We start from the raw sequence: 26,308 nt of genomic DNA, 5'->3' as shown, positions 1-26,308 counted from the left end.
AGATTACATCTGGCGTAATAATCTTAAGTTAGGAGCTGGAAAATACCGTCCGTTACGATCAGTTGATATCAATCTGTACAAAAAACAGGCTTAGCGTAGGATATTTTCCGTTTTCCAAGCGGACCCCATATCAATCTGAGTGGAGATTACATCTGGCGTAATAATCTTAAGTTAGGAGCTGGAAAATACCGTCCGTTACGATCAGTTGATATCAATCTGTACAAAAAACAGGCTTAGCGTAGGATATTTTCCGTTTTCCAAGCGGACCCCTTCTTGTGCTCAGGGTATCGCGGACAAAAACTCGTTTGTCGAATTTATTGTTGCGCATAAATCAGCAGGTAATTTGCATGAATGGAATTTGTCTTACGTTGACAGGTTCAATCGTTTGATTAAGGTTTTTTACCACGATCACATGATATTACATGCACGTATTAACATGAAAACAGGTATTGTCAATCTCATTGCCTATACCGTGTTTACTGATAAGATAAGTTCGCTTGAAGCAGAATATCTTGTCGAACAAATACGCCAACACTTAGATCATTTCTAACTGATTAAGTGCATGAAAGGGAAAGCTAATGCTTTCCCTTTATTTTTATAAGTTATCTTTCACTTTTTTAAACAATTTTTTCCTTTCCTGCTTCATTTCATGCAATTTTTCACGTAAAGCGGCATATTGTTTCAGTATTTTATTTCTTTTTATCAGTAAGGTGGTTTCATCTATAGAGCCATTCAAATACTGGACTCTTAATTGTTTAATGATATTGTCAGCCAACGCTGTAATATTAATAAACAACATAACGTGAGGTGAAATTAATACATCAATATCTTGTGTTTTATCGTGATATTCAACTTGTTCTAATATCTTTTTGAAAAAGATTATTTGACCTGTGATGTTTCTTTCTTCCTGATAGATTTTTTCAAATTTATCTTTTAATTCATTCAATACATTGAGTATTAAAGGGGATTGTTTTTGTGCCAGTGACGCTATGAGGTAATGTTCGTTATCTCTGAAATTTTTAATTTTTGAGGCAGTGAAAATAATTTCTAAATCTTTTATAGTTCTTATCCCGTCAGTGGCGAATTTATATTTTTTCTGTTCTTTAGCCATTGCGTGATTAAATTGCGCTAGTAGCGCATCATCATTAATCCTGAAATTAATTGTTGTCCGTTCCATCAGATACCTGCCTTAACGCTGTTAGCAATTAATTTTTCTGTATCTGCGATCCGTTGGTTGCAAAGTATCAATCCCAATGGAATGAGTAAATTTGATTCTTTGATAAACCCGTAGTGTTTGCTTAATTCAAGGAGTAGTTGCTGATATTTTTTGTTATTTTCGGCATGATACATTGCCTGTAATAAACGACATTCTTCCTGTGTTCCCCGCTCAATCGCCCAATCAAAAACGGCATTCCAAGAAATCTCAGTGAGCTGATAAAAATTTTTCCGGCGTTGTTTTTCTTTGTGAATAACTGCCTTGAATTTTTTTCTGAAATTATTGTAATCTGCGGCTCCCTGTTTTGGATCTTCACATCGAACGCCCTGCACCGGACGTTTATCAAACGTCAGTTCATATAATCCGATATCCGGTAAATATTCGTAATCCTCTGGTGTGGCTAATCTGAACATATTCACCTCAATAGCAAGTTAGTGATCACCCTGTCTGCACCATACGGGGTAATGTGAATGCCATCATCTGTTCTGATGTTTCTGTCATTCACTGTCTGCATAAAGTTATAACCCAGTACATCACGCATATCAAAAAAATCTACACTGTGCTCAATACATGCAGCTTTGATGATTGACCTTGTGTAAAGCAACATAGACTCATGCTTTGCGTTTTTAAGTACCGGAGGAAGTAACCAGATAATATTTTTATTTTTATTTAATAGTGACATTATAAAGGTATCTACACGGTCTTGATAAAGTATTTCATCATTTTCGTTTATCATATCATTGATACCTAACACAATATATATTCTGTCATAGTTGCTTAAATCCATTGTTTCTATGTAGTCAGTCCAGCTAAGAATGTTATCGGATTTCAGTCCTGTACTTTCTAAAAATTTCGCATCTACAGGTTCGATTTTTGAAAAACTTGATGCCAGACTGTAAGTCAGAGAATCACCGATAAAAAGTGATTTTGAGAATGATGTGTTTGACATAATCATCAAAACTAAAAAAATCAATATCTTCATTATTGCATTGCCTTTTTTTTGTGATTGATGTTAGATAGCCATCTTTGCACTTACTGATAAGTAAGTATTAAACCTGCCGGAAAATCAATAGGTGATGTATGGAAAATGTGAACAAACCAAATAATGCTATTGAAGAAAAGATAGAAAACTTAAAAAGTAAACTCACTGAATTAGACGAAAAACGAGAAAAGTTAATCACAAGAATTGATAAACTTGAGTCACAGATGAACGCTGAAAAAGCACAAAAAATTCTCGATGATAAGAGACAGGAGCTTGAGAATTTACTCGGAAAGGAAAATTTAGATCTGCTTTTTGGCAGTAAAAAGTAGCAAAAAAAAGAGCCTGTAAAGGCTCTTTTTTTGCGTGTAAATAGCTGATTGCTTGTTGGTCTACTTGTTGACTCACTTGTTGTTTTACTGTCAACAAATGAGTCAACAAGCTAAAAATGTGCGGATATACATAGATCCGCATGACAGGGATAGATAGTTAATCTATCCCTGTCAACTGCATTGATTTATCATTCTGATAAATCAACAAAAATGTTGCCGTTACCGGCAATGAGGGTAATGACCTCCTGAACGTCGGTCAAAACCCTCAAGGTCAAAAGAGGCGCACACCGTCAGTCGTTCCACGACTGACCACCCCCAAAAAGACGCCGTTTTTAACGGCTCATTTTCGATACTGCCGAAAATTCACCGAAAACTGGCTTTTTTGAGGGTGGTCAGTCGCGCGGAATTTTGCGATAAAGCCGCAAAATATCCTTACTCGTGACGGTGTGCGGGGGCGCTGCCCCCCAAAAAGGTCGCGCTAGGTCGCGCTCAATTGCGTGGGCGCAATTACCCTTTTTGGCTCCCCCCGAAACCGTCATCATCGTCGCTTTTGGCGCGACGGCTGATGATGAGTTCGACGACACAAGCCGCTATACACACAGCGGCAAGTTGTCTCACTCATTTTTTTTCTTAGCAATTTTTTCAAAATTGAAGAAAAAAAACTGAACATCAAGTTCCGTGTCGCTGTCCAGATTGTGCTCAGTTTTTGTTGATTTAATCGATCCCTTAACTTACATTTATTCTATTGTAATCTGATGGCGCAGGGTGAATTATGGAGCAGGGGCTTTATGGATTCAGGCAGTTTGGTTATGTGATTGATAACTTTTCATCTGTATTTTTGTATCATCACTGGTTAGTGCTTTTCGTCATTTGGGCTTTCTTTGTTTTGATTGTCAGTATCATTGTCAGAAGTTTAAATCATGTTATTTTCATCGGAATGTCTGATGATGACAGAGAAGATTCAAGGAATGTAGAGGTTAATGGTAAGCGTCAAAAACGTGGCGTGTTTGCATCTATGCAATATGACAAACCTTACTTTTCGTTATTGCTTTTAAGACAGGCTGGTTTTTTTATTAAAATACTGCTGATTTTTATTATAGCTTTTATGGCTGCATTTTTTATTGTTACTCTGATTTCTGCTTTTTTTGATATTGATTATGTGATTACACCTTACAAAGCACAATATTATCTTTTAACTAAAACTAATATGTATGGATTATCAATTATTTTAGTTGGTTCGCTTGTTGGTTATATTGTTAGTGCATTCTTATACCATTCATTTATTAAACCATTTTTCGGAGAGATAGATTTAATTTTTAATGAAGAAGCGATTTCACGGCGCGAATCTTCAAAAATGAGAGATGATAAACTAACCGATATTCGAAATTTTAATTTTAAAGACAGTATTAATTATAATCCTGTTGATTACTTTCATGAGGCTAAAAGTAAAAAAAGTATTTTCTTGGGGATCGACGAAAACAACAAGCCAATATTAATCCCTAAGTTAAAATGGGATGAAACAAATATTCAGGTGATTGGTAAAATGGGGAGTGGTAAGGGGGTTCTTTCTACCGTTGCGCTTGTTCAGTGTGTGGAGTTATATAACGATATTAATATTATTTTTGACCCTAAAAATGATGAGTGGGCATACCATGTATTTAAGCATTTCTTTAAAGATGATTTACTCTATATTGATTTAAATCGGGGGCAGTTGCCACAGGTTAATCCATTTAAAGGGGCTAATTCTGATGAAATTAACGAATTGTTAGTTGCCAGTTTTGGCTTGGGTGAAAAAGGAACTGATGCCGATTTCTACAAGACTGGCGACAGAAAGGTATGCCGTGATTTATCACAGAATTTTACACAAGGTACAGATTTGCGCGGACTGTTAAGCATCGCTTTAAATGAAAATTTCCGAAAATCATATGACCGGACTGGCGAAAACTTTTTTAATCTTCTTGAAGAATTGGGACAATTAGATTCTATCAGTGCTCATGATGGCATTGATTTAGTCGATATACTGAATAACCAAAATAAAAAGATTATCTATATCACAGGTTCGCTGCGTGATGAGGTTGTTGTTAAGGCACAAAAAATGCTCTTTTTACGGATGGTGCAAATCCTTGAAAAAAGAAACAGAAATAAAGATGTTACCCACGTAAATATTATGCTTGATGAAATTAAATATCTTATTTCCAAAAGTGCTCTTGAAGCAATGGGGACGCTCAGAGATAAGAAGGCCAATATTCTTTTTACCCATCAATCCAGAGGTGATTTAGAGGTTTCCACCAAAGAAATTGACGGGCAAACTGCAAGGAAAGTGATTGAAGATAGTGCAGGGCTACGCTGGATTTACCGGACAGATAATTATGAGAGTGCAAAATGGGCGAGTGATTTTACAGCGGGTGGTCTGGTAGATGTAGAGCGTCGTAATCTTTCTGTTAATCAGTCTAATGTTGAAATGGCTTCAAAAGAAGCGACAATATTTAAGCAGAAAGCTAATTATATTGATATTTCAGTTATTCAAAATCTTCCGTCACGTTGCGGGTTAATAGTGGGGGACGGACAACTGGCTAGGCTCGCGTACAGCAGTCCGATCCTTGTCGAAAAAAGTGATAAATGCGTTACTTCATTTGAAACACAAGCGATTTCTTCCCGTGAGTTTTTAGCCAGTATCAGAGAAACAAATGATAAACCGAAAACTGCAAGCGATAAAAAAGTGAAAAATAACAGAAATACAAAACCTGTTGATAATCCGCAATCCGGCACGATGGTTAACCGTGAACGAGTAAACAGTGCTGTAGATGCGGATAGGGTAGATTCTGTTATGGCTGAATTAATCATGCCAGATGATAATCACGGAGATAATTATCATGAGCATAGCTGATTACGGTTCATTGAGTAATCAAAAGCGACTGGAACAACGCCAATTTAATCAACATAAGATATTAAGTTTTTTGGCGCAGGAACGCAGCGTTACTATTGACAGTCTGAGCCGTTTGTTTGATTTTTCCGCAAACCAAAAAATCTATTTGTTACTTAAAAACCTGATAAATAATGAATTAGTTACCTATTTCGAGGATGGATTTCTTGGCAGAACCAAACGGTTTTATCATCTGACAGCACAAGGTCAGGCTTTTGCTGAACAAGAACTTGGTATTACACCACGGTTCAACGGATTAAGTCGCCGTGCTCATGCCCCGTCAGCCCTGCTGCATACACTGGAAATGCAGAACTACACGGCGTTGCTGATGAAAGCAGGGGCGAAAGTCCGCTATCTGCATCTGCCGGATAAAATTATGGATTACTGGTACGGTGGCACTGCGGCAGAAGTCGAACGCACGTTTAAAAGCCAAAAACGTTACCGTGATATTTTTCGGAACTACTGTCTGCGGATGCGCCGTAATGACCCCATTATTAATACCGTGATGTATATCCTGCCTGATTCAGCTATGCGGGATAAAGCGGCAGCCCTGTTTTACAGTTTTGATGAACTGATGATTGAAGGCATTCTGACTGATGTCAGAACGTATACAGGGCGTTTTCTGTTTGCCACCCGAGCCGAATATGAAGCCTATCTGACGGCGTTTCCGCAATCCGGTGTCAGAGTCGAGATGAAGCTGCCAAATGAGGTGTGGCAACGCTGGCAGCGACACGCAGCACAGGCTCAACTGACACCGGAAGCGTGGTTAACCGGTATTCTGAACAGGGAAGTGCCAGTTGTGATCAATGAGCCGATGCCGTATTCAGGTGACGGGGTGCTGATTAACCTGACTCCGACAAAGGATGATTACAAATTCTGGCTGGCGAATGCTGATGCCTGTCATACCAGCCTTTCAGCATGGTGTGCAGGGAAGCCTGTTCACTTAAATTTATAGAACCGTGCGCAGAAACAGGTTTTGACTGATTACCGGCGATAATAGTTAATCAGGTAATCAGCCAATTCTTCATCGTCGCAATAAAAGTAACAGGTTGGGATCTGTAATATAGACGCTATTTTTTGCATTAGCTGATAAGAGGGGACACTGTAGCCGTTTTCATACTGGCTGATTCGTGAACTCGCTGTGCTTTCATCTATACCTGCTTTTATAGCCAGCAGCTCCTGTGTGTAATGTCTTTTTTTTCTGGCGGTTTTTAGTCTTTCGGGGATCATGGCAAACTCCTTTGGTGAAGTCTGCCAAAAAAAAATTTTTAATTTATTTAATGATATTAAGATTTTTTGTTTTTCAGTTTTAATGATTCAGGGGGGTTTATCGGGCGTGAAAAAATCTCAGCCTCTTTGTACCAGTATTCTTTTTTTTCAGGGATTTCTTCTCTTTCTGCCTTGATTACATAGGCAATTTCTTCTGTTGTGATCCCCAGTAATCTTGCGAGGTGTGCGCATTCTGCGGGAGAGACATAGCCTTTTCCCTGTTTCCATTGTGAAATTTTTATCGGTGGAGCGTCCAGATATTGGGCTATTTTTCGGTAACTATCACAAATAGTTAGCTTTTTTGCTTCTTCTATGTATTCAAAAAAATTTTTTTTCATAAATTATTGTCTTTGGTGTTGGTGTACTGTATTTTATATATAATACAGTATTTGGTAACAATGTTAACCCTATACTACTTTTCACGCAGCTTATGGGTACGGATTGTGATCACAAACAATACACTGAAACGTAAGTTTTTAAATACCCTTCTCTTTTTCGGCGTTTTGTCCGGTTGCGTTATGCTTTATCAGCATTATTTCGTTGTCAATTTTACTAAAAGTATGCCGTTAGGAGTGTACTTCAAAAGTTATCCAGCATCTTATACAAAAAATGATACGGTTTTGGTTTGTCTCGATGATGAGATAGCAAGATGGTCTGTTGATCATCACATCATTGCTGATGGTTTAGGTTGCCGGCATTCAGCACCGTTACTCAAAAAAATCGTAGCAACTGAGGGGGACAGGGTAACAGTGACCCATAAAGGCATTGTTGTTAATGATGTTTTAGTCCCGAATACCGCGCCAATTGCCAGGAAAATTAAGCAGTGGAACATTATCGATAGGGAAATTCTATTAAAATCAACGGAGTATATCGTTGTCGCCAATCAAAATAATCTGTCTTTTGACAGTCGTTATTTTGGTGTAGTAACAGACCGGAATATTACCGCAAAAATCAGACCTTTTTATTTATTTGACTGATTTTTAAGGTGAAAATTTTTTATCTGTGGGGCTGATAGAACCGCCTTATGCGGTAGCTATCACCTGAATAAAGGAGTTCTCTTGATTGATATGCCGAGTGTGTCTGCATGTGCGCCGGAGATAGCCGCAGATACGTTACAGAAAATTATTATGGTTGAAAGTGGCGGTAATCCTTTTGCCGTTAATGTCAATAAGCTGTCCGCCGGAAGCCAGCCTAAACCGAAAAACGTGGCTGATGCCGTTGCAGCGACACAATACTGGATAGCAAAAGGCTATTCTGTTGATGTGGGTTTAATGCAGGTAAATAGCCGCAATTTTAAAATGTTGGGTATTACTGATACTGATTTAGGCTCTGTTTTTGAACCCTGCAATAATGTGAAGTACGGAGCAACAATTTTACTTTCTGCATGGAACATGACTTCATCCAAAGAACACCAGAACGACCGGCTGATGAAATCATTGAGTATTTACAATACGGGTAATGACGTTAACGGATTTAAAAATGGTTACGTCAGTAAGTATGTGGGAAGAAACATTTCCGGTTCACTGGCAAAAACGGTTGTCACTCCTTATAACGCAGATTCCAGTGTAGGGTTTAATGCAGACTCTTTTTACGGGGATGATTTATGAATACGGGTGATGATAAAAAAATCAGTGACCTTGCCAAAATGTTTTGGCGGGAGTTCGATATTATTGCGCCTTATCTCAGGGATGAAACCACTATTGAAATCATGCTCAATCCTGACGGTAATATATGGGTTGAACAGATCGGTAAGCCAATGTTCAGTATTGGCGAAATGTCGTTATATAACGCTCAATCATTATTTGCCACCATTGCACACAGCATGGGGAAAACAATAGATAATCGCCACCCTTGCCTTGAGGGAACGTTGCTTATTAATGATGCGCGTTTTGAGGGGTTCTATCCCCCCGTTTCAAGTGCGCCCACCTTTGCTATCCGTAAAAAACCTAAAAAAATATTCTCTCTTGATGATTTTAAATTAACCGAAAATCAGAAATCGACGATGGTTGCATGGGTGAAAGAACGTAAAAATATTTTAGTCGTCGGCGGAACCAGTAGCGGTAAAACATCTTTTTCTAATGCCTTTATTGACCTGATGGCACAATTTACACCTGATGATCGTATCGTCATTCTTGAAACGCTGGACGAAATCCAGTGCCGCGCAAAAAATTATTCAAAACTGATTGAAACAATGGATGTGACGATGAATCAGTTACTGCGCGGTGTGATGCGTTACCGCCCTGACCGTATTATTGTTGGTGAAGTTGTTGATGCAGCGGCGTTATCTATGCTGAAAGCATGGAATACAGGGCATGACGGAGGGTTATGTACCATTCATGCCGACAGTGCCCTTGAGGGGTTTGACCGCCTTTACGATCTGATTGAAGAAAGCGGGATTAATATGTCAGAAAGGGTGAACCGGCTGATTGGACGGGCGATTGACGGTGTTATTTTCCTGAAACGGGAACAAGGTGTTCGGGTAGTCAAAGAAGTCGCAAATGTGACAGAATTTAACGGCAGTGAATTTGTGCTTGATTATGTTAATTAAGGAAAAACTATGTTAGAGAAATATTACTATAGCCAGTCGAGACTGACCCAGCAACTGATAGTGTTAGGTGCATTGCTACTGGTCTGTATGTTGTTAAGCAGTCATGCAATGGCAGGTCAGACGCAAGGTTTACCTTGGGAAAGTCCGCTTGAGAAAATCAAAAACAGCATAACCGGCCCCGTAGCGGGGGCTATTTCCTTTCTCGGGATTTGCGTTGCGGGAATGATGCTGATTTGGGGCGGTGAAATGTCTGATTTCACCAAGCGTATCGTTTATGTGGTTCTGGTTATCTCTATAATTTTAGGGGCAAGTGTGGTTATCAACATGTGGCAGGGTAACGGTGCATTGATCCCTCTGTCTATGGTGTAAACGCCATGAAAACACAAGAGCCGCTGGTTAGTTTTATTATTCACCGCTCGTTAAATCGTCCTGATTTAGTCTTTGGGTGTGAACGTAAACCGTTATATTGCTTGGGCTTAATTGCTGCCGTTATGATTTTTTCTTCTTATAACCTCTATATTGCGGGGGCGGGTCTTGTTGTTTTCTGCGTGGGGGTTTACCTGTTGCGACGTATGGCGAAAGCCGATCCTTTCATGTCGCTGATTTTTCAGCGGGCTATCCGATATCGTTATTATTACCCTGCAAGGAGCACACCGTTTGCAACTGGTGCAAAATTCAGAAGGAAAAAACAATGAAGTTATATAAAAAACAATACAATACATCACTTTCTTTTGCTGACTTACTGAATTTTGGCGTGATGATCACTCCCAACTTAATGTTGGGTAAAGATGGTTCACTGACTGCCGGATTAGTTTATACCTGTTGGGATTATGAAAATTCTGATAATTCTGAATTAAATGACTTGGTTAATGCACTTAATGCTGCCTATCTCCGGTTGGGTACAGGTATCACATTGCATTTTACGGTAATAAGGAGTGAAACCTCAGAATATCCGCAGCCGGAAAAAAGTCATTTTACGTCATTACTGAATAAATTAATTGATGAAGAACGCCGGATCAAATGGGAAAGCGCAGGGGCGCATTTTTCGAGTGTGCTTTCATTTTCCATTACTTATTTACCTGAAAGTATGTCAAAAAGTCGGTTAAGTGATTTCTTTGTTACCGACGAATCCGGCACTAAAAAATCAAAATCATTAACAGATAAACACATTGAATACTTTGAAAGCGTTATTTCAGAACTCAGCGGACAATTAAGCGGAACATTTACTCTGCACCGGCTTGGGGTACGCCATGATAACGCTACAGGTGTTGTTTATAATGATTTAGTCCAATATTTCAATCATTGTATCAGTGGTGATAATTATCCGGTCATTCATCCGGATAATCAGTTTCTTGATGCTGTTTTGTCTACGGATGATTTTTATACTGAGCCTCGTCTTAAAATTGGTAATAAATATATCAGTGTGCTTTGCATTGATGCTTATCCGGCAAGTTCAGTGATGGGGATGCTGCAATCGTTATCAAATTTACCTTGTGAGTATCGCTGGACGACCCGCGCCATATTTCTTGATCCGATAGATGCGGATAAGCAAATTGAAAAATACCGTAAAAGTTGGGGGCAGAAAGTTCGTGGATTTGTCGATCAACTTATGGGTAAACACAGCGATAATATTAATTATGATGCAGCCACGATGAAAGAGGATGCACAGATTGCTAAAGGTGAAAATAACTCAAATACGGTTCGCTATCTGTATCTTACGCCCACAATAGTGATTATGGATGAAGATATTGACCGTTTGGATGAAACGACAAATCTTATCCGTACCACGATTAAAAATGTCGTCAATTTTAATGCAAGAATTGAGACAGTTAATGCAATGGATGCCTACCTTGGCAGTCTGCCGTCTCATACCTATGAGAATGTGAGACGCCCCCTTTTACATACCGGAAATATGACGCATATAGTGCCCTGTTCCACGTTGTGGACGGGCGAAGAAACATCACCCTGCCCGTTCTTTCCGCCGGACAGTCCGCCGCTGATGAAGGTCAGTACAACGGGTAACTCCGAGTTTAATCTTAATTTGCATGAGGACGATGTAGGACACGGCATTATCGGCGGTAAAACAGGTGCAGGGAAATCATCATTAGTCACATTAATTTCTTCTCAATATGACCGGTATCCTGATTCTCAGGTATTTACCTTTGATAAGGGACGTTCTGCAAAAGTGTTCTGCAAACTATCGGGAGGAAAGTATTACGATATTATGACGGGCGAGCATTCTCTTAACTTTGCACCGCTGGCGCGTATAGATGAACCGAGTGAGTTTATATGGGCGTTTGAGTGGTTACAGGATATTGCCGAAATTAACGGCGTAAAGCTGGATTCTGAAAAAGTTAAAAAACTGAATGAAGCCCTGAAAATTGTCTCAAGAATGGATAATAAGGACGGCCAGTACCGCAACATTGATTCACTGATTACAAAATTGCAAGACCGCGAATTGAAAGATTTGTTCAGTCAGTACGGCTCCGGCGGGGCATACGGTGAAGTGCTTAATCAGCCACAAGAACAAATTACACTCAGTAACTTTACCGTTTTTGAGTATGGAGAATTACTGGACAGGGGCAATAAAATCAAACTGCCGGTACTTTTTTATCTCTGCCACCTGATTGAGCGACAACTCGACGGAAGACCGACACTGGTTAATATTGACGAGGCATGGAAGTTTTTAGATGAACCTGTTGCGGGTAAACGCCTTTTACAATGGCTGCGTGAATGGCGTAAAAGCAATGCTGCCGTGGTTATTTCCACCCAGAACCTGCACATTATCGAAAAAGCCTTTCCGCTGGTATTTTCAGAAATCGCTATGGCTTGCCCGACAAAACTGTTTCTTAGTAACCCCGCCGCCGAGGAAGAAGTTTCGATCAATGCTTATAAAATTCTTGGCTGCAAAGCCGCTGAAATCCGCAGAATCCGTCATTTAACGCCGAAGCGTGAGTATTTTGTGAAAAAAGGTGATTTTCGCCGGACATTCAGCCTCGATATGGTTGAGGGTGACATCGGACTTGCTACCGTTGCCGCAAGCTCTAAAAAGGATTTAAAAGAGATAGATAAATTAGATTTTGAACATTCCAGTGAAGAAGAATTACTGCACCAGTGGCTTGATTTTAAAGGTGTTGATAGTGGCTATGTGCAGTATCTGACAGACAGACTGAAATCAAGGGGTGAAATATGAAAAAGATATTAATTGCAGGTGTGTTTGCAATAAGCACATTTACAACGCTGAATAGCCTTGCTTGGCATGGCGTCGCTACTGAAGCTACTCAGTGGTTAAATAATATACAACTTGTTGAGCAAGTTAACGAACAAATTAATACTATAAAGCGAATCAGTGATTCTATAGATAAGCAAATACAAGATATGGCAAGTATGCCTGCACATCTGATTAATTCTGGTTCCAATAAATTAAAAATTCTAAAAACATTTCAAGATCTTAAAGATATTTATCAAAAAGGACAGAATATTGCCAATTCTGCAAGAGATCTTGAAAGAACGTATCGTGAAATGGGAAATATTGATATTGCTGATGCGCTGAAAAATGGGAATTATCCTCAGTTATTCAACAAATGGAGCACCCAGAATCATGACACTGTTAAAGGGGTTTTAGAACAAAATAATTTGTCAATGGATTGGTTTAACGACAGACAAGGCGAAGTTGCGGATTATAACCGTATGCTCAATACCTCTACAGGAACTGTTTCTGCTTTACAGGCAGCAGGGAAGATAGCCAATGCTCAACTGGATAGTCTCAGCCAGTTGGGACAATTGCAGATGGCGCAAAATAACCTGTTAGCCTCTCAGGCGGCCATTCAGCAAAGCGAGAAAGATGTGGAAAGGGCTGATACTTTAAAACGTTCTAATTGGGATTTTAAAGTGCCTGAAAAACAATCTTCTGCAACTGATATTCTTAAAAATGCCAGACAAAATTAAGGGGGGATTATGTTATCTACATTATCGTCAAAGTTAGCTGTAGTGTTCTTTTTAACAACTTTAGTGTCTGGTTTTTATATGGTTAAATTTCATTATGAATTGACAGAAATATATTCATTGCATAATGAACAAGAAAAGACTCTAAACCAATGTTTAGAAATAACAAAGAAAATAAATTCAACACCTACGGTGAATTTGCCAGAAAAAAACACTTCAGCAATAGATATGCTTAAACGAGCCAGAGAACAATAATAAGGGTTTTATATGATAAGAATTATTGTGTTTTTGTTCTCGTTATTTTTTATTCCCCATGTACTTGCATATGGGGAATATGAAGTAGCGCAATCTATGGCGCAAAGTAAGGAGGAGGCAGAACAAAAATATAATCAAGCGCAAGAAGATTTAAAAAAACTAAATGAATTAACAATTGAATGTTCAAAGGGTAGTGAACAAAAATGTTTAGAGCTTGATAATTTTAAATCATACGGAAAAATAAAAGCAGACCCAAGTTTTGTAGATAAGTTTACAAGTACCTTTACTAAAGAGATTAATAAATGGATAGCTCCAATTGAAAAGGCTGCTAAATATTTATTGTTTACATTTGCTATTATTGGGTTGGTGTTGTTATTTATTCCTTTGATATTAAAAGGTGCAGAATTGGGGGAGATATTAAAAGAGCTGGTTATATTTGTTTTAGTTATTAGTATTTGGTTTGCCTTTATAATAAACGCTAAGGATTGGACTAATGCAATTATAGATAGTTTTTCTCAATTAGCTGTTAAAGCTAATGCATCGTCAGCAGATGCAACGCCCGTCGGTGTTATTACTCAAGGGTTTATTGTTGCAGGTAAAACGATAGCGGGTAGTTATAATCCTATTACTTTGCTTGGACAGTTAATATGTGCATTAATCCTCATTGTTATTTATGCAAAAATAGCATTCTATGTTCTAAAAGTAATTTTAGAAACAATGATTATCTCTTATGCAGGAATAATTCTACTAGGTTTTGGGGGGTTATCTTTTACCAGTGACTATGCAAAACGCTATTTCACCTATGTTCTATCATGTGGAATAAAATTATTTATAACTCTACTCATTGTTGGTTTTGGAACTAATTTTATCGCGGGTTATGTCAATAGTTTTGATATGAGTGAGCTAGGCAATTGTTTAGGGATGATTTGTATCGTTTTAATGCTGATGTTTATAGCAGAACAGATCCCCGATATGGCGCAATCAATGGTAACTGGAGCTAGTTTAGGCGGCGGCAATATGAATATTGGCGGTACGCTGGCGACAATGGCCGCCGCAGCCACTGCATTTACCGCTGCCTGTTATGCCGGAGCCGCAGCCTTTAAAGCGGCAGGGGCGGCCAATGCAGCAGGAGGAGGTGGAGCCGCTACAGGTGGACTTTCCGGCGGTGATTTAGCGAATGCGTTAAGCAAAGGCGGCGGCTCGGGTGTTGCCGGTGGGGGCGGTTCCGGCGGCAGTAGTTCACTGCCTAACGGGGGGAAATCCGGTGCTCAGTTAGTGAAAGAGGGAAAAGTACAATCGCCTAAAAATACGGGTAACAATGCAGCGGGTACTGAATCAGGAAAACCACAACAAAGCAGAACGGGAGCAGCCCTGAAAGCCGTCGCTAAATCCGTTGGTGAGGGAATACTCAATAAAGCGGCAGGGGGCAGAGGCTCTACGGCAGCAAACATTACCCGTGCAGCGTTAAATAATGTGGCACAAAGTCACCAATCCACAGAAAGCCCACGTAAACCTATTGCCAGTCCGTATGCAAAAAGCACCGGAAATAATAGTAGCGGAAACAGTAAAACGCCTAACAAGGGAAATAATGATACAGGGGAAAATCAATGAGTGATGATAAATTCAAAAAATCGTCTGGCTGGAACAGTTTTTTAGGCAAGACTAAAGAACAAGTTACATTCTACCGATGGACGACTATCCTTTGCGCTGTCGCGGCTATTATCTCTATTTCTGGCTGTATTTATTTCTCTTCTCAGGTGAAATATGTACCTTTTGTTGTTGAAGTTAATAAAGATTACGCGCCGTTGCAGGTTCATCAGCTAGAATCTTTAGGGCAAAGCAAAGATGCGGTTACACGTTCGCAACTGGCGGCGATCATCAAAAATATGCGGGTAGTCTATGCGGGAGATAAAGAAGCGCAATTAGACGCTATTAAATCAGTCTATTATTTCATCAAAACCAACTCGCAACCTTACAAATATGTTCAGGAGATGTTCTCTGTTGATGACCCGATGAATCAGAAATTTTTAAATCAGGTGGAAATAAAAGCCATTCTTCCTTTAAGTAAAGATACATGGCGGGCTGAATGGGTAGAAAAGAAAGCTATGCCTGATGGTAAAAATGTTCTGTCACGAAACTATTCAGCGGTTATTCAGGTTGAGTATGCAGATACTATTTCTGCTGAAATGATTATCAATAACCCTATCGGGTTATATCTTAAAAATATGCAAATTACAGAAGAATATAAATAGGATATAACGTTATGAAAAAAACAATTTTATTTACCTCATTGCTGATTTCAGGCGTTGCATTAGCTGATCCTGTTGTGCCTTCTGTCAGTAATATAGAAAGGATTAATACAGGTGCAACCTCTCAACCAACAACGCCACAGCAGGCTATGCCATCTTCAATGCTCTTAGGTGGTAAAGACTTACCTTTAAGCCGAAAAGAACAACAGGCGATTAAAACAGCAAATCAATGGGTTAACGGGAAACAGTATATTTCTAATGGCGGTCAGGAAGTCGTGTACACATATGGAGCAGGTCAGGCGGCCATTATTGCCACACCGCTAAAACTCAGTGTTTTTGAGCTTGAATCCGGCGAACGTATTGTTAATGAGGGTATTCAGTTAGGTGATTCTGTTCGTTGGCACGCTACCCCCGTAAAACAGGGGAATCAGACGAATGTTATTATAAAACCAACGGACACAGGACTATCAACGGATTTAGTTGTCGTCACAGACCGCCGTACTTATCACATTAAATTAATTTCAAACAGTAAAAACTATACTCCATTAGTCAAATTCAGTTATCCAGAAGATGAAAACCAAAAAGCGTGGAATGCGTACTATCAAAATTCAGGTGCAGATAATAGCAGTATCTCACTTGCCGGAAATAAAACGGGACTTGCCCCTATAAATTTTGATTATACCATTAAAGGCGATAATAAAATGAAACCGTTGCGGGTTTACGACAATGGTGCTCAGGTGTTTATTCAAATGGATGGAAAACTACAGGAAACTCCCGCATTATTTGTCATTAATGGCTCAGGAAAACAGCAATTAGTTAATTATCGTTATGTGGATAATACCTTTGTTGTTGACCGCTTGTTTAACAAAGCTGTTCTGACACTTGATGTTGGCGGTGATCAGGAAAAAGTTACCATCACAAAGGGGTAAACGATGAAATACAAATTATTCTTTGCCTTTGTATGTATGGTATTAGCAGGGTGTGTTAGTAAGCCTAATATCTCATCGTATGATGGTACACAGGGAACAATAGGGAAAAACAGTATTCAAAAAATGTTATATGGCGTTGATGTTATTTTTTCTAAACTTCATTCAAAAAATACTATTTTTTATATTGAGGATTCACATTCTAATATAGCAACTGCTTTTATTGAAAATATAAAGCGAAAAGGTTTTATTGTTATCGTTACAAATAAAGAAGACAAAATAAACTATAAAAAAATAAATATGGGCATAATTGTGAAGAAAATAACGCCGGATATTTATTCTCTTTCAATTATTACGGATAAATACAGAATTAACCAACCTTATGACTATCAATTAAATAAAATTGGTGAGGTTTCCATTCAAAATAAAACCGAGGATGTTAATCATGGCTAACCCCTCACAAAATAAAAAGCTCACTAAAAAACAAAAATTATTAATGACGATAGGATTTGCTGCTGTCCTCATTATTTTTGTTGTTTTTATTTCTATTATGAGTTTAGGGACTAATACCGATAGTCAAACGCAAAGTTACGAAGATGCCAAGGATAAATCAGGTGATCCTGCTGACCCATCCTATGAGGCTAATCTGTATCGTTCCCGATTCAGAGAAAATACTGACTTACAAACACCCCCTGCAACACCAGATAAAGCCCCATCTGCAACTGGAACAATACAAACAGCAAATGTGAGTCAGCCACAATCTAATAGCACACAAACTCAATCACAGGAACGTGATCAATTTGCGGAAAATGTTTTAAGGATGAAGCAACAAGCCTATATGGAGGCACTAAACAGCAAAACAACGGTGCGGGTTGATGCGCTCAGTGATAATAACAGTCCGGAGCGTGGTAGTTCAGCCCCAGACTATGCCTCAATTGCAGAGCAACTTGCCGCCGCCTCGAAAGAGGAAAACGGAGAATTGTATGCCAACATGCAGCAAAACAAAGAAAAATTTGTGAATACAGAACGTACCTTTGGCTACTCAACTCAGACAAGAGAAGCCGCGTTGTCTCAGACAGAAATCAAGGCCGGAATGATTTTACCGGCTGTACTTGTTACAGAAATCAATTCTGATTTACCAGGATTAATTACCGCACAGATAACCGAAGATGTGCGCGACAGTTTAACAGGCAGAAAAATACTGATCCCAAGAGGTTCAAAACTCATCGGCTCTTATGATTCACAAGTAGCTATGGGGCAAGAGCGCGTGTTAGTCGTCTGGAACAGAGTCCAGTTCCCAGACACTTCAACACTTGCCCTTGGTAATATGGGGGGAACAGATGGCATGGGGCAATCCGGCTTTAACGATGAGGTTAACAATCATTATTTACGCATCTTTGGTAATGCAACGTTACTTGCGATTATTGGTGCAGGGTTCCAGCTTTCTCAACCAGACAATAATAGTAATAACGGTAACAATGGTATGACGGCAAGAGAGCAGATGATTGCTGAAATAGGTAGACAGTGGTCTACCGTTGGTACAGAAGTCGTGCGCCGAAATCTGAATATTCAGCCAACGTTACACATCCGAGCAGGGTATAAATTTAATGTCTTGGTAAATAAAGACATCATATTGCCTGAATACCAGCCAAATCATTAACCTAGATAATAAGGAGCAGAATATGGCTAGCAGAGGCGTAAATAAAGTCATTCTTATTGGTAATTTAGGGCAAGATCCTGAAATCCGCTATATGCCTAATGGTGGTGCGGTAGCGAATCTATCCCTTGCAACGTCTGAAACGTGGCGGGACAAGCAAACTAACGAGATGCGGGAAAAAACCGAATGGCATCGGGTGGTGATTTTCGGCAAACTAGCCGAGATTGCCGGAGAATACCTGAAAAAAGGGTCACAAGTGTATATTGAGGGTTCTTTGCAAACCCGTAAATGGCAAGATCAAAGCGGTCAAGACCGTTATTCAACAGAGATTGTTGTTAATATCGGCGGGTCAATGCAAATGTTAGGGGGGCGAAATGGGGATGCTCCAGCAACAGATCAAAGTGGACAAGCTCAAGAATCCCCAAAATTCAGCGGTGGCGGTGCTCCTGCGCCAGCTAAACAGACCAATGAACCCCCACTTGATTTTTCTGATGATATCCCGTTCTGAATGACATAAGGAAACGATATTATTTTATTTTTTGAACATTAAAATTTTTTACATGATGATGAAGTTCTATTTATTAAGGAGTAATCAGTATGAACATAATTAACAGATTTCTTAGTTCAGCGCTAAACGATTTATACACTATCATTTCTAGTTTATTAGAAGGGTTTTACAAAGGAACCTTATTTTATGCGGCTTCACTGTTTATTCTGTTTGTTTCATTTGTAGCCGATAACCCGACTGAATTTTTTTCTTATTTAACTCACAATACCGATTCGGATAAACTTTTATTTGGTGGAACACTTGAAATAATAAAATACTATTCATTTTGCATTATTGCTTTCAGTGGTATTTTTCTTTTAAAGAATACTTTAAACAGAGGTAAACACGTTAATAAAAATTCTTTTTCACATGGTGCAGGAGCGAGTCATAAAAATTAAGGCTCTTACCAAATATCCCGCTGCGCAAAATCTGAGGGATTACATACCCGTTTTTTACTCAGATTTTGCATAGAACCCCCTAAGTAGGCTTGCTATATCACCTTTTCTAATGCTATTGTATGTTTAGTTGGCTGTTTAAATCTAACAGTATCAGATGTGAGGTGTTTATGGCTGTAACACAACGACCAATGCAAACCGTAACCATGACGGTAAAACGAACCTTGCTCACCCGTGCGCGTGAGGCTGGAATTAATTTGAGCGCCACCCTGACCGCTGCCCTCGATGCTGAATTACGTCAGTACGAAGCCAAGAGGTGGCAAGAGGAAAACAGCGAAGCACTGGAAGCCCTCAATCGCTTCCACGACGAACACGGCTGTTTCAGTGATGAATACAGGACATTTTAAGAATGCAATTCACTGTATATAGTAATACAGGGAAAAGTGCCGTTTATCCCCTGCTGATTGATGTAACAAGCGATATTATCGGCCAGTTAAACCGGAGGATTGTTATCCCCCTGTTACCTGTTGGAATGTACCCTAATGGTATGCGACCGGAGCGCCTGACTCCGCTTATCAGGCTGGTTGATGATAATGAGTATGTAGTCATGACTCATGAAATGGCGAGTATTCCTGCTCGTTCTTTGGGGGCTGCGTTCTGTGATGCTTCTTCTTATCGTAAGCAGATCAAGGATGCTATTGATTTTCTTCTCGATGGTATTTAAACAGGTTTTGTTCTACGGGGTGAATATCATCAATCCGTAGGGGACAACGAAACTGAGGATCTTATCTATTTTAAGATCCTGAAATTGATCCCGATGAAATTAAGTGTTAGATTTCGAGGGTTAGATTTATGAATTTTTGGTCAGTTGCGCCATAAAGCAGCAGGGAACTGGTTCTGAGGTTTTACCGGAGCCAGAAAAGCGAAAACCCCGTTAATCTTCACAGTCGCCAAACTTAGAAAGATTATCGGGGCATCCATAAATATCATCAGGTATTGTTGTACCTGATGAGGAGTGTAGCCCGATGAGTAATAAAATTCAACTCCTTCTGAACAACATAAGCGCTGGTCTTTGTGACTAGCCGCAATGTTTCTTTAACTAACAACTACATACAGGTCAAAAACCCGACACCTTTGTTTGTTAAACCAAAGGATAAAGGGACGCTTCCGTTCTGTCTGAAACTGATGGAAAAAGCCCAAGGGTTCACAGATCGCTTTGATTTCCTCGTTCATGTTGCGTTTTCCCGTTCAATCGGAAAACGTCACCGTAAACCCCCTGTTCTGCGCTGCCGTGTGATTGATGTTTTATTACAGGCAATGTGTTTCCATTATGACCCGTTAGCGGGGGAAACTGGCCGTGTTCAGCGTTCCGTCACTAATCTTGCGATAGAGTGCGGACTGGCGACAGAATCTGAAAACGGAAATTTATCTATTACCCGTGTTACCCGTGCGCTGGAATCACTGGCTAACGATTTTGGTTTGATCCGTTATGATAGCGAGTTTGACCCTGTTATCGGCTGCAATGTGCCGTCAGATATTGAGTTTACACCGGCATTGTTTGAAGCCCTCGATATTTCCCCCGAAGCACTGACGGCGGCACGTAACAGCCGTGCGGAGTGGGAAAACCAGCGACGCGAGAAAAAAGGCTTACCCCGTCTTGATATCATGGAATTGGCCGCTAATGCATTTCGTTATGTCCGTGACGGATTCAGGAAGTATCACAAGGAACGGCGGGAACAAGGCTTAAAACGCGCCAGAGCAAAGCGGGAATCCATTCTCAGCCGCAAAGAAATCGAAGCTAAGGTAAAACGCGAAGTGTCCTTAGAAATCGCGGCTGGCCGCTTCCCTGTCGATATGGCCGCTGCACGCAGAGAAATAGCCCGACGAACGACAGAACGAACTATCTTGTCACGGGGTAATTATACCCGCTTATCATCACCTGCCTGATTATCTTTTCGGTTATCCGGCCATGCCGGAGGATTCCGCACGTCTGTTAATCAAAAAAGGTTAAATATTAACCCGCTTTTGTTGGTTCTGTTCATGATGAAGCAAATCAGGGATAACGACAGCAATTTTGGCCGGACTAAAAATGTGATCTGCTGCACGTATTTATACTGGATTCTATTATTCACAATTAACTGCAAGAGGGTATGACAGTTAACTGACAGCCGAGGGATTTTATAAGTGCGTTACGAGGTAAAAATAAAGTGCGTACTTCCTTTTAAAGATCTGTTAGATCTTTCTTTTAAACTAATATGTTTTCTTTCTATTAAAAATAAAACCTGTTCAGCCGTTGTCCTGTGGACAACTCAAAAATGACCGCCCTTGCAGCGGCCATAAGGCCGCGCCGGTTCGGTTAGTCGCTCCGCTCCTGAGTTAGCACCCGCAAGCGGGCAAATCGCTGAACATTTCTTTTGTCTCCGACCATCCGGCAATCTCTCCGCTTTAAATTCCGTGTAATTGGTTCGCTTCGCTCACAGTCTGGCAGGGAAAGGGGCTGACTTACGCTTCACACCGCATCAAAAACGTCACGTAAGCCACATAGACGACTTTTTTAAAGAAATTCATAGAATGGGAAGGACTAAAAAATAGAATTGCGTACAGGGGGTCCTACAGCAGCACTGAGGAGGATTTTAAACATAGAACTTAAAAAACCCGTAACGCTCGCCGCAGGACGTGGCCGAGCGTAGCGAGTTAACGACCGAGGAAGCGGAATTTCACCGATGTGACAAAAAGCACTTACACACCGTAGCGACGTTCAGCCTACCGCCTCTCTCCGTTCGTTGCTCAACAGCGACCCCGACGACAAAAACCAGTTTTGCCCGTCTCTCGCTGTTACGATTCCTAAATTTAATTAAAAGCTCTCATCCACAACAAACTGATTACGCCTAAACCGGTAAGCGACGCACCAATTAAGCCTAAATCTTTTCCTATGTCAGATTTATTTGATGTGAAAAAAACAATAAAAGTACCAATAAGTCCGGTAAATGCGCCAACTATAGTAATCCAGAATAAAAATGTAGCCATAATATTATTCCATTCGTTATTTTGGGGGTTAAATATCACCACAACCTAAAGGGCAGCAATTAGGATCTAAACCGTGTGAACAATAACCATCTTCTTGATTTTGTCGAATAGCTTCGGTTATTTCCTCTGGTGATATATAATCAAATTCAGCTCTTGCCAATTGGATTACTTTTCTTTTATCCTCTTGAGTTAATTCACTTAAATAACCATCAATTGCTGTGCTCAAGTTGCGTTGGTACATTTCATAGACACACCCGCAACGAGATTGTTCTGTTTTTGATAACTCACTGAATATATTACGATATTTGTTAATTATTTCATAATCGTGATATTCACAAATTAAGACTTTTTTACCATCAAAAACCGTGGTTAAACCGTGTCTTGATATGTTATTAGATAGCTCACTTATATCAATTTCGGCATCATCAGGGCATTCATTAAGCGCATCTTTAAGTTCTCTAACTGTTTTGAATTTATGTTCAAGCATTGTAGTTACCTCATTATCTCTATTAAAAACTTAGCCTTATCGCTAGGTGATAGTGATTCAAAGGCAAGCAGCGAAGCCCGTAAAATGTTAATACGTTTCTTCCCTAGTCCGTTAGTCAGCCGGTCTAAACGTTCTAAAGTATCTTCATCCATACGAAAACCTACCATGATAGATTCTGCTTTTTTTGTCGGCTTTTTATCCCCTTGGGCGATAAAATCATTAACCGTCTTGCTTTCTGACTGTTCAATTATTGGCGCGTGTTTTTTTAATTTATTTATATCCATAATCTACCTCAATGCAAAGCTAATCATTGATTAATCATATATGATTAATCAATGATTTTCAATTGTTTTGTTTTCTTAGCTATCCTGAACAGAATCAATGAGTTCAGCGAATAAAAGCTCTAATTGTGCTTTGGCTGATCCTACATTTTTACCTTTAAGCTCATGTACTCCCAACCCCTCATTTATGGCTTTTTCAAAAGCCTTTAAGTTTGATATACGGGTTTTGAATGGGGATAGAAGCAGGGGATCATCGTTAAGATATTGTGTGATTTTTACTGCATCATTATTAAATGGTGAAGTAGGGCAGCGATTAAGTAAAGCAAAGGCTTTTAGCTTTGTGTTTTCCTTTTTAGCTTCGTTCACAATGGATGATAATTTATTCAATGTGACAACTTCTAACATAGATGTTGGGCTTACAGGAGCTATAAATACATCTGCAACAAGTAATGCACTACGAAGCTCGACGCTATCATGTCCGGCAGTGTCTACCAATATTACATCCGTAACGCCGTGCAATTTGTTTATTTCTTTATGTGTATTGCTTCCGTAACAAGTCATAATTGGGATATCAGGGACGGGCTGTTCTCGTCGTAAACTTTGCCATGTGTTCAAATCTTCGTTTTTGTCTGTTCGCACTAATGCTACAGACGCCGTTTTTTGTTGCAACATTACTGCTGAGTTTGCCGTAATTGTGGTTTTTCCTACTCCACCTTTATCTGATCCAAAAACTATAATCATTTTCCCTACCTCTCATTTGGATTTATCAAAGATTAATCAATGAATATCGGTAATGATTAATCTTTAGACATTAAACAGTGATAATCTATGATTAAGCATATCAAGATAATCATAGATTATCAATAATGATTAATCAAAAGATAACAATTTAAGTTAATCTTTGATTAATCGTTTGCATAACTCAACTTATCAAGCGTTGGGCGAACAAAAACGGTGAAGTATAATTTTGTTAAAATGTTTCTTAATTGTTGTAAGTTTAACAAAAAACAAACAACGGTGTTTTGGCTGGATTTCTGACAGAAGACTTCCTGTTTTAGCGGGTAGGGCGGTTGTGTGACAGGGTAACAGTGTTTTTTGGCGCTAAAGTCCTGAATTTAACATAATGGCTCTTACGCGCCCCTCGTTTGTAGCACCAATATTAAAATGTCACTCCGGTGCGGCGTTTTACTAAATGGCCGTGGCGGGGCAGACACAAACACACCCCCACGGTTGAAAGAAACCCGCCCCGCCAGACACAACATATAGTATGTCCGTCAGCTGCGACCGATACAACATATAGCGTTATCCACAGAAACGGTGGATAAGTCGATAGGCTACTGATTAACAACAAAATCAAAAGCAAGGTCAAAACCATTCCGCCACTACAGCGTAAGGGGCGCTAAGTCCGTGTGTGCTGGCCGTCATTTTCTCCTGTGTTGCCTTTCCCCTCCGTATCAGGCTTCCGGTAATCGTTCCCCGTTACAACCTGTTCCGCAAGGGTATATAAACGCTCCGCGCCCTTGCAGACCAGAACGATAACGGGGCGTCGAACCGTCAGGCGATACGAAGACGAAATTCACACTGACGGAGAAACAACCATGACTATGAATCTGCACACCCAGACAAGCGCCCCTAACCCCGCAGCGGCGGCCAGCGTATCCCCGCTGGAGCAGTCAGGCTCCACAAAAACGAAATTTTCTAAGAACAAAACCAAAACAGATATTTATCAGACAGTGACAGACAGCATTATAGAAGCCCTTGAAATGGGGGTTAAACCGTGGGTGTGTCCGTGGAAGCGTAACGGTTCGGTGTCTGGTATTCCTTCAAATTTTATGACCGGTACAGCCTACAGCGGCATGAATATCATGCTGTTATGGTGCAGTGCGGCAAAGCAGGGATTTAATGATTCCCGCTGGCTGACCTACAAGCAGGCTCAGGAGCAGGGCGCACAGGTGCGTAAAGGGGAGCGCGGAACGACAGCCATTTTTTACAAGACGTTAGAAAAAGAAGCTGAAGACGGCGAGATAGAAAAAATTCCGATGCTGAAAACGTTCACTGTATTTAATGTTGAGCAGATCGACGGGCTGACACTCACAGAAGAAGACACCGCCGAGCCGGTAAGCGAGTTTGATCCGCTGCCGCATGTTGAAGCACTTTTTCAGCGCACCGGCGCGAACATCACCGAGCGCGGCCAGCAAGCCTTTTTCCGTCCGGCTACAGATGAAATCTGGTTGCCGGAGCGTCATTTATTCACCGATGCCGCCAACTTTTACGCTACGGGGCTTCATGAGCTTGTTCACTGGACAGGGGCAAAAAGCCGTTTAAACCGTGAAAAATGCGGACGGTTCGGATCGGAAGGGTACGCATTTGAAGAACTGATCGCAGAGCTTGGAAGTGCTTTTCTGATGGCCGATTTAGGCATTACCGGCGACGTTCAGCATGAGAGCTATATCGCTTCTTGGTTAAAGTCATTGCGTGATGATAAACGTTACATCTTCAAAGCGGCGGCGGCAGCTTCAAAAGCGCACCGCTATTTAATGGAGTGCTGATTAGGTTCAGACCCCGCGAATCGCGGGGTTTGTAAAACGTCATAAGGATGTCAAAATCCCACATAAAAGGATGTGGGATTTTTCCTTTTTTTACCGTAGAACTCCGTCAATATTGAGTCGCCTTTTACTGTTTTTTTGTCTGATTTTTATGCTAAAGTAATTAATGCCTGTCACGGTGCAGACAGACTACGGTCTGTACAGGCTTAAATGCACTACATCCAATCATTTTTGTTGAAGCAACGTCACGTTATGTTGCTTCGGCAACGTAGCGTGACTTCTGCTTAAAGGAGTTAACGTTATGACTATGTATCAGGATCTGCCCTCTGTACTGAATCTGATTAACTGTGAATCACCATTTCCATGTAATCAGGCTTCTTGGGGTCCGCTTGGAAAACGGAAAATATCCTACGCTAAGCCTATTTATTGCACAGTTCCGCATCAATACTAAAACTCATTATGTGCATTTCGGCGTTTCCGGCGTGCAATCCCACTAAATTTCTTGATTACACCCATTCATCAACATTCTCCCAGACGGTGCGAAAAGTCCCTGTTGTAGGAACTCTGAACTCAAACCAGTTTGTTTGAAAAACTGCCTGTTGGGGTCCGCTTGGAAAACGGAAAATATCCTACGCTAAGCCTATTTATTGCACAGTTCCGCATCAATACTAAAACTCATTATGTGCATTTCGGCGTTTCCGGCGTGCAATCCCACTAAATTTCTTG

General features: G+C 40.2%; 31 protein-coding genes. 22 read left to right on the top strand and 9 right to left on the bottom strand.

Annotated features, from left to right (window positions below):
* Positions 1–595: 595 nt before the first annotated feature.
* Genes C5469_RS20070 through C5469_RS20060 form a run of 3 tightly spaced genes read right to left on the bottom strand, consistent with a single transcriptional unit; the run spans position 596 to position 2,198 of the window.
* Positions 596–1,177, bottom strand: a complete 582-nt coding sequence (locus tag C5469_RS20070) for a hypothetical protein (protein WP_029403593.1) — start codon at positions 1,175–1,177, stop codon at positions 596–598.
* On the bottom strand, positions 1,177–1,629 hold the full coding sequence (locus C5469_RS20065) for a hypothetical protein (RefSeq protein WP_082242810.1): 453 nt from the start codon (positions 1,627–1,629) through the stop codon (positions 1,177–1,179). Before C5469_RS20065 ends, C5469_RS20070 begins: the two co-directional genes overlap by 1 nt.
* A gap of 2 nt (positions 1,630–1,631) precedes the next feature.
* Positions 1,632–2,198 (bottom strand): DUF459 domain-containing protein, encoded by a 567-nt coding sequence (locus C5469_RS20060; RefSeq protein WP_223364411.1) that lies wholly within the window; start codon positions 2,196–2,198, stop codon positions 1,632–1,634.
* A 98-nt stretch (positions 2,199–2,296) separates the two neighbouring features.
* On the opposite strand from C5469_RS20060, the gene C5469_RS20055 reads away from it, so the two are divergent.
* The 3 genes from C5469_RS20055 to C5469_RS20045 all read left to right on the top strand — a co-directional run bounded on the left by C5469_RS20055 (position 2,297) and on the right by C5469_RS20045 (position 6,405).
* Positions 2,297–2,527 (top strand): hypothetical protein, encoded by a 231-nt coding sequence (locus C5469_RS20055; protein WP_029403597.1) that lies wholly within the window; start codon positions 2,297–2,299, stop codon positions 2,525–2,527.
* 772 nt (positions 2,528–3,299) lie between these two features.
* The gene (locus C5469_RS20050; protein ID WP_166310227.1) at positions 3,300–5,414 is read left to right on the top strand and encodes an MFS transporter; all 2,115 of its coding nucleotides are present in this window, start codon (positions 3,300–3,302) and stop codon (positions 5,412–5,414) included.
* Positions 5,401–6,405 (top strand): hypothetical protein, encoded by a 1,005-nt coding sequence (locus C5469_RS20045; protein WP_082242808.1) that lies wholly within the window; start codon positions 5,401–5,403, stop codon positions 6,403–6,405. The genes C5469_RS20050 and C5469_RS20045 overlap by 14 nt, the downstream gene beginning before the upstream one ends.
* A 29-nt stretch (positions 6,406–6,434) precedes the next feature.
* Here C5469_RS20045 and C5469_RS20040 read toward each other — a convergent pair whose 3' ends face one another.
* Positions 6,435–6,680 (bottom strand): helix-turn-helix domain-containing protein, encoded by a 246-nt coding sequence (locus tag C5469_RS20040; protein WP_029403600.1) that lies wholly within the window; start codon positions 6,678–6,680, stop codon positions 6,435–6,437.
* Between the two features lie 56 nt (positions 6,681–6,736).
* Positions 6,737–7,057: a hypothetical protein gene (locus C5469_RS20035; protein WP_029403601.1), complete on the bottom strand. Its 321-nt coding sequence runs from the start codon at positions 7,055–7,057 to the stop codon at positions 6,737–6,739.
* Positions 7,058–7,162: 105 nt separating this feature from the next.
* Between C5469_RS20035 and C5469_RS20030 the strand changes: the two genes are divergently transcribed.
* The 18 genes from C5469_RS20030 to repA all read left to right on the top strand — a co-directional run bounded on the left by C5469_RS20030 (position 7,163) and on the right by repA (position 21,188).
* Positions 7,163–7,696, top strand: a complete 534-nt coding sequence (locus tag C5469_RS20030) for a S26 family signal peptidase (protein ID WP_157673318.1) — start codon at positions 7,163–7,165, stop codon at positions 7,694–7,696.
* Between the two features lie 90 nt (positions 7,697–7,786).
* Positions 7,787–8,326, top strand: coding sequence for a lytic transglycosylase domain-containing protein (locus tag C5469_RS20025; RefSeq protein WP_135180852.1), 540 nt, complete (start codon positions 7,787–7,789; stop codon positions 8,324–8,326).
* Complete coding sequence (gene trbB / locus C5469_RS20020) at positions 8,323–9,267, top strand: P-type conjugative transfer ATPase TrbB (RefSeq protein WP_166310225.1); 945 nt, start codon at positions 8,323–8,325, stop codon at positions 9,265–9,267. Before C5469_RS20025 ends, trbB begins: the two co-directional genes overlap by 4 nt.
* A 9-nt stretch (positions 9,268–9,276) precedes the next feature.
* Positions 9,277–9,636 (top strand): TrbC/VirB2 family protein, encoded by a 360-nt coding sequence (locus C5469_RS20015; protein WP_070134641.1) that lies wholly within the window; start codon positions 9,277–9,279, stop codon positions 9,634–9,636.
* A gap of 5 nt (positions 9,637–9,641) precedes the next feature.
* The gene (gene trbD / locus C5469_RS20010) at positions 9,642–9,962 is read left to right on the top strand and encodes a conjugal transfer protein TrbD (RefSeq protein WP_032300801.1); all 321 of its coding nucleotides are present in this window, start codon (positions 9,642–9,644) and stop codon (positions 9,960–9,962) included.
* Positions 9,959–12,460 carry a VirB4 family type IV secretion/conjugal transfer ATPase gene (locus C5469_RS20005; RefSeq protein ID WP_082242806.1) on the top strand — a complete coding sequence of 834 codons (2,502 nt, stop codon included), beginning with the start codon at positions 9,959–9,961 and terminating at the stop codon, positions 12,458–12,460. The genes trbD and C5469_RS20005 overlap by 4 nt, the downstream gene beginning before the upstream one ends.
* Positions 12,457–13,215, top strand: a complete 759-nt coding sequence (locus C5469_RS20000; protein ID WP_109949321.1) for a TrbJ/VirB5 family protein — start codon at positions 12,457–12,459, stop codon at positions 13,213–13,215. The genes C5469_RS20005 and C5469_RS20000 overlap by 4 nt, the downstream gene beginning before the upstream one ends.
* Positions 13,216–13,224: 9 nt before the next feature.
* Positions 13,225–13,467, top strand: a complete 243-nt coding sequence (locus tag C5469_RS19995) for a hypothetical protein (protein ID WP_109949322.1) — start codon at positions 13,225–13,227, stop codon at positions 13,465–13,467.
* A 12-nt stretch (positions 13,468–13,479) separates the two neighbouring features.
* Entirely contained in the window at positions 13,480–15,078 is a 1,599-nt protein-coding gene (gene trbL / locus C5469_RS24120) for a P-type conjugative transfer protein TrbL (protein ID WP_104891173.1), read from the top strand.
* Positions 15,075–15,719, top strand: a complete 645-nt coding sequence (locus tag C5469_RS19985) for a VirB8 family type IV secretion system protein (protein WP_104891174.1) — start codon at positions 15,075–15,077, stop codon at positions 15,717–15,719. The genes trbL and C5469_RS19985 overlap by 4 nt, the downstream gene beginning before the upstream one ends.
* A gap of 11 nt (positions 15,720–15,730) precedes the next feature.
* Positions 15,731–16,645: a P-type conjugative transfer protein TrbG gene (gene trbG / locus C5469_RS19980; RefSeq protein WP_029403614.1), complete on the top strand. Its 915-nt coding sequence runs from the start codon at positions 15,731–15,733 to the stop codon at positions 16,643–16,645.
* Between the two features lie 3 nt (positions 16,646–16,648).
* On the top strand, positions 16,649–17,095 hold the full coding sequence (locus tag C5469_RS19975) for a hypothetical protein (protein WP_109949323.1): 447 nt from the start codon (positions 16,649–16,651) through the stop codon (positions 17,093–17,095).
* Positions 17,088–18,302: a TraB/TrbI/VirB10 family type IV secretion system protein gene (locus tag C5469_RS19970; RefSeq protein WP_166310223.1), complete on the top strand. Its 1,215-nt coding sequence runs from the start codon at positions 17,088–17,090 to the stop codon at positions 18,300–18,302. Before C5469_RS19975 ends, C5469_RS19970 begins: the two co-directional genes overlap by 8 nt.
* A gap of 22 nt (positions 18,303–18,324) precedes the next feature.
* A complete protein-coding gene (locus C5469_RS19965; RefSeq protein WP_071434325.1) occupies positions 18,325–18,807 on the top strand; it encodes a single-stranded DNA-binding protein in 483 nt (160 codons plus the stop codon).
* Between the two features lie 89 nt (positions 18,808–18,896).
* Positions 18,897–19,244 (top strand): hypothetical protein, encoded by a 348-nt coding sequence (locus tag C5469_RS19960; RefSeq protein ID WP_071434319.1) that lies wholly within the window; start codon positions 18,897–18,899, stop codon positions 19,242–19,244.
* Positions 19,245–19,411: 167 nt separating this feature from the next.
* Positions 19,412–19,648, top strand: a complete 237-nt coding sequence (locus tag C5469_RS19955) for a type II toxin-antitoxin system CcdA family antitoxin (RefSeq protein WP_029403619.1) — start codon at positions 19,412–19,414, stop codon at positions 19,646–19,648.
* Between the two features lie 2 nt (positions 19,649–19,650).
* Positions 19,651–19,965, top strand: coding sequence for a CcdB family protein (locus C5469_RS19950; RefSeq protein WP_029403621.1), 315 nt, complete (start codon positions 19,651–19,653; stop codon positions 19,963–19,965).
* A gap of 350 nt (positions 19,966–20,315) precedes the next feature.
* Entirely contained in the window at positions 20,316–21,188 is an 873-nt protein-coding gene (gene repA, locus C5469_RS19945) for a plasmid replication initiator RepA (protein ID WP_228201132.1), read from the top strand.
* 903 nt (positions 21,189–22,091) lie between these two features.
* Here repA and C5469_RS19940 read toward each other — a convergent pair.
* The 4 genes from C5469_RS19940 to C5469_RS19925 form a co-directional block, all read right to left on the bottom strand.
* Positions 22,092–22,268 (bottom strand): hypothetical protein, encoded by a 177-nt coding sequence (locus C5469_RS19940; protein ID WP_164720184.1) that lies wholly within the window; start codon positions 22,266–22,268, stop codon positions 22,092–22,094.
* Between the two features lie 28 nt (positions 22,269–22,296).
* The gene (locus C5469_RS19935) at positions 22,297–22,755 is read right to left on the bottom strand and encodes a hypothetical protein (RefSeq protein ID WP_207629250.1); all 459 of its coding nucleotides are present in this window, start codon (positions 22,753–22,755) and stop codon (positions 22,297–22,299) included.
* 5 nt (positions 22,756–22,760) lie between these two features.
* The gene (locus C5469_RS19930) at positions 22,761–23,039 is read right to left on the bottom strand and encodes a plasmid stability/partitioning protein (protein ID WP_070133932.1); all 279 of its coding nucleotides are present in this window, start codon (positions 23,037–23,039) and stop codon (positions 22,761–22,763) included.
* Positions 23,040–23,114: 75 nt separating this feature from the next.
* The gene (locus tag C5469_RS19925) at positions 23,115–23,777 is read right to left on the bottom strand and encodes a nucleotide-binding protein (protein ID WP_036944392.1); all 663 of its coding nucleotides are present in this window, start codon (positions 23,775–23,777) and stop codon (positions 23,115–23,117) included.
* 857 nt (positions 23,778–24,634) lie between these two features.
* On the opposite strand from C5469_RS19925, the gene C5469_RS19920 reads away from it, so the two are divergent.
* The gene (locus tag C5469_RS19920) at positions 24,635–25,585 is read left to right on the top strand and encodes an ArdC family protein (RefSeq protein ID WP_082242812.1); all 951 of its coding nucleotides are present in this window, start codon (positions 24,635–24,637) and stop codon (positions 25,583–25,585) included.
* Positions 25,586–26,308 lie beyond the last annotated feature (723 nt).

Origin of the sequence: Photorhabdus cinerea, from assembly GCF_011189575.1 — a bacterium.
In the GTDB taxonomy this organism is placed as follows: Bacteria; Pseudomonadota; Gammaproteobacteria; order Enterobacterales; family Enterobacteriaceae; genus Photorhabdus; species Photorhabdus cinerea.
Note: the sequence above shows the minus strand (reverse complement) of the source record. Positions and strands in the feature narration are given on the sequence as shown.

Excerpts from the sequence above, each read along its gene's own strand:
- C5469_RS19925 (WP_036944392.1), bottom strand. The coding sequence starts at position 23,777 with ATGATTATAGTTTTTGGATCAGATAAAGGTGGAGTAGGAAAAACCACA.
- C5469_RS20050 (WP_166310227.1), top strand. The coding sequence starts at position 3,300 with ATGGAGCAGGGGCTTTATGGATTCAGGCAGTTTGGTTATGTGATTGAT.
- C5469_RS19955 (WP_029403619.1), top strand. The coding sequence starts at position 19,412 with ATGGCTGTAACACAACGACCAATGCAAACCGTAACCATGACGGTAAAA.
- C5469_RS19985 (WP_104891174.1), top strand. The coding sequence starts at position 15,075 with ATGAGTGATGATAAATTCAAAAAATCGTCTGGCTGGAACAGTTTTTTA.
- C5469_RS19995 (WP_109949322.1), top strand. The coding sequence starts at position 13,225 with ATGTTATCTACATTATCGTCAAAGTTAGCTGTAGTGTTCTTTTTAACA.
- trbB (WP_166310225.1), top strand. The coding sequence starts at position 8,323 with ATGAATACGGGTGATGATAAAAAAATCAGTGACCTTGCCAAAATGTTT.
- C5469_RS19920 (WP_082242812.1), top strand. The coding sequence starts at position 24,635 with ATGACTATGAATCTGCACACCCAGACAAGCGCCCCTAACCCCGCAGCG.
- trbG (WP_029403614.1), top strand. The coding sequence starts at position 15,731 with ATGAAAAAAACAATTTTATTTACCTCATTGCTGATTTCAGGCGTTGCA.
- C5469_RS19965 (WP_071434325.1), top strand. The coding sequence starts at position 18,325 with ATGGCTAGCAGAGGCGTAAATAAAGTCATTCTTATTGGTAATTTAGGG.
- C5469_RS19930 (WP_070133932.1), bottom strand. The coding sequence starts at position 23,039 with ATGGATATAAATAAATTAAAAAAACACGCGCCAATAATTGAACAGTCA.
- C5469_RS20060 (WP_223364411.1), bottom strand. The coding sequence starts at position 2,198 with ATGAAGATATTGATTTTTTTAGTTTTGATGATTATGTCAAACACATCA.
- trbD (WP_032300801.1), top strand. The coding sequence starts at position 9,642 with ATGAAAACACAAGAGCCGCTGGTTAGTTTTATTATTCACCGCTCGTTA.
- C5469_RS19970 (WP_166310223.1), top strand. The coding sequence starts at position 17,088 with ATGGCTAACCCCTCACAAAATAAAAAGCTCACTAAAAAACAAAAATTA.
- C5469_RS20065 (WP_082242810.1), bottom strand. The coding sequence starts at position 1,629 with ATGTTCAGATTAGCCACACCAGAGGATTACGAATATTTACCGGATATC.
- C5469_RS19960 (WP_071434319.1), top strand. The coding sequence starts at position 18,897 with ATGAACATAATTAACAGATTTCTTAGTTCAGCGCTAAACGATTTATAC.
- C5469_RS20025 (WP_135180852.1), top strand. The coding sequence starts at position 7,787 with ATGCCGAGTGTGTCTGCATGTGCGCCGGAGATAGCCGCAGATACGTTA.
- C5469_RS19935 (WP_207629250.1), bottom strand. The coding sequence starts at position 22,755 with ATGCTTGAACATAAATTCAAAACAGTTAGAGAACTTAAAGATGCGCTT.
- C5469_RS20005 (WP_082242806.1), top strand. The coding sequence starts at position 9,959 with ATGAAGTTATATAAAAAACAATACAATACATCACTTTCTTTTGCTGAC.
- C5469_RS20045 (WP_082242808.1), top strand. The coding sequence starts at position 5,401 with ATGAGCATAGCTGATTACGGTTCATTGAGTAATCAAAAGCGACTGGAA.
- C5469_RS20040 (WP_029403600.1), bottom strand. The coding sequence starts at position 6,680 with ATGATCCCCGAAAGACTAAAAACCGCCAGAAAAAAAAGACATTACACA.
- C5469_RS20000 (WP_109949321.1), top strand. The coding sequence starts at position 12,457 with ATGAAAAAGATATTAATTGCAGGTGTGTTTGCAATAAGCACATTTACA.
- C5469_RS20035 (WP_029403601.1), bottom strand. The coding sequence starts at position 7,057 with ATGAAAAAAAATTTTTTTGAATACATAGAAGAAGCAAAAAAGCTAACT.
- C5469_RS19940 (WP_164720184.1), bottom strand. The coding sequence starts at position 22,268 with ATGGCTACATTTTTATTCTGGATTACTATAGTTGGCGCATTTACCGGA.
- C5469_RS20015 (WP_070134641.1), top strand. The coding sequence starts at position 9,277 with ATGTTAGAGAAATATTACTATAGCCAGTCGAGACTGACCCAGCAACTG.
- C5469_RS20070 (WP_029403593.1), bottom strand. The coding sequence starts at position 1,177 with ATGGAACGGACAACAATTAATTTCAGGATTAATGATGATGCGCTACTA.
- C5469_RS19975 (WP_109949323.1), top strand. The coding sequence starts at position 16,649 with ATGAAATACAAATTATTCTTTGCCTTTGTATGTATGGTATTAGCAGGG.
- C5469_RS19950 (WP_029403621.1), top strand. The coding sequence starts at position 19,651 with ATGCAATTCACTGTATATAGTAATACAGGGAAAAGTGCCGTTTATCCC.
- C5469_RS20055 (WP_029403597.1), top strand. The coding sequence starts at position 2,297 with ATGGAAAATGTGAACAAACCAAATAATGCTATTGAAGAAAAGATAGAA.
- trbL (WP_104891173.1), top strand. The coding sequence starts at position 13,480 with ATGATAAGAATTATTGTGTTTTTGTTCTCGTTATTTTTTATTCCCCAT.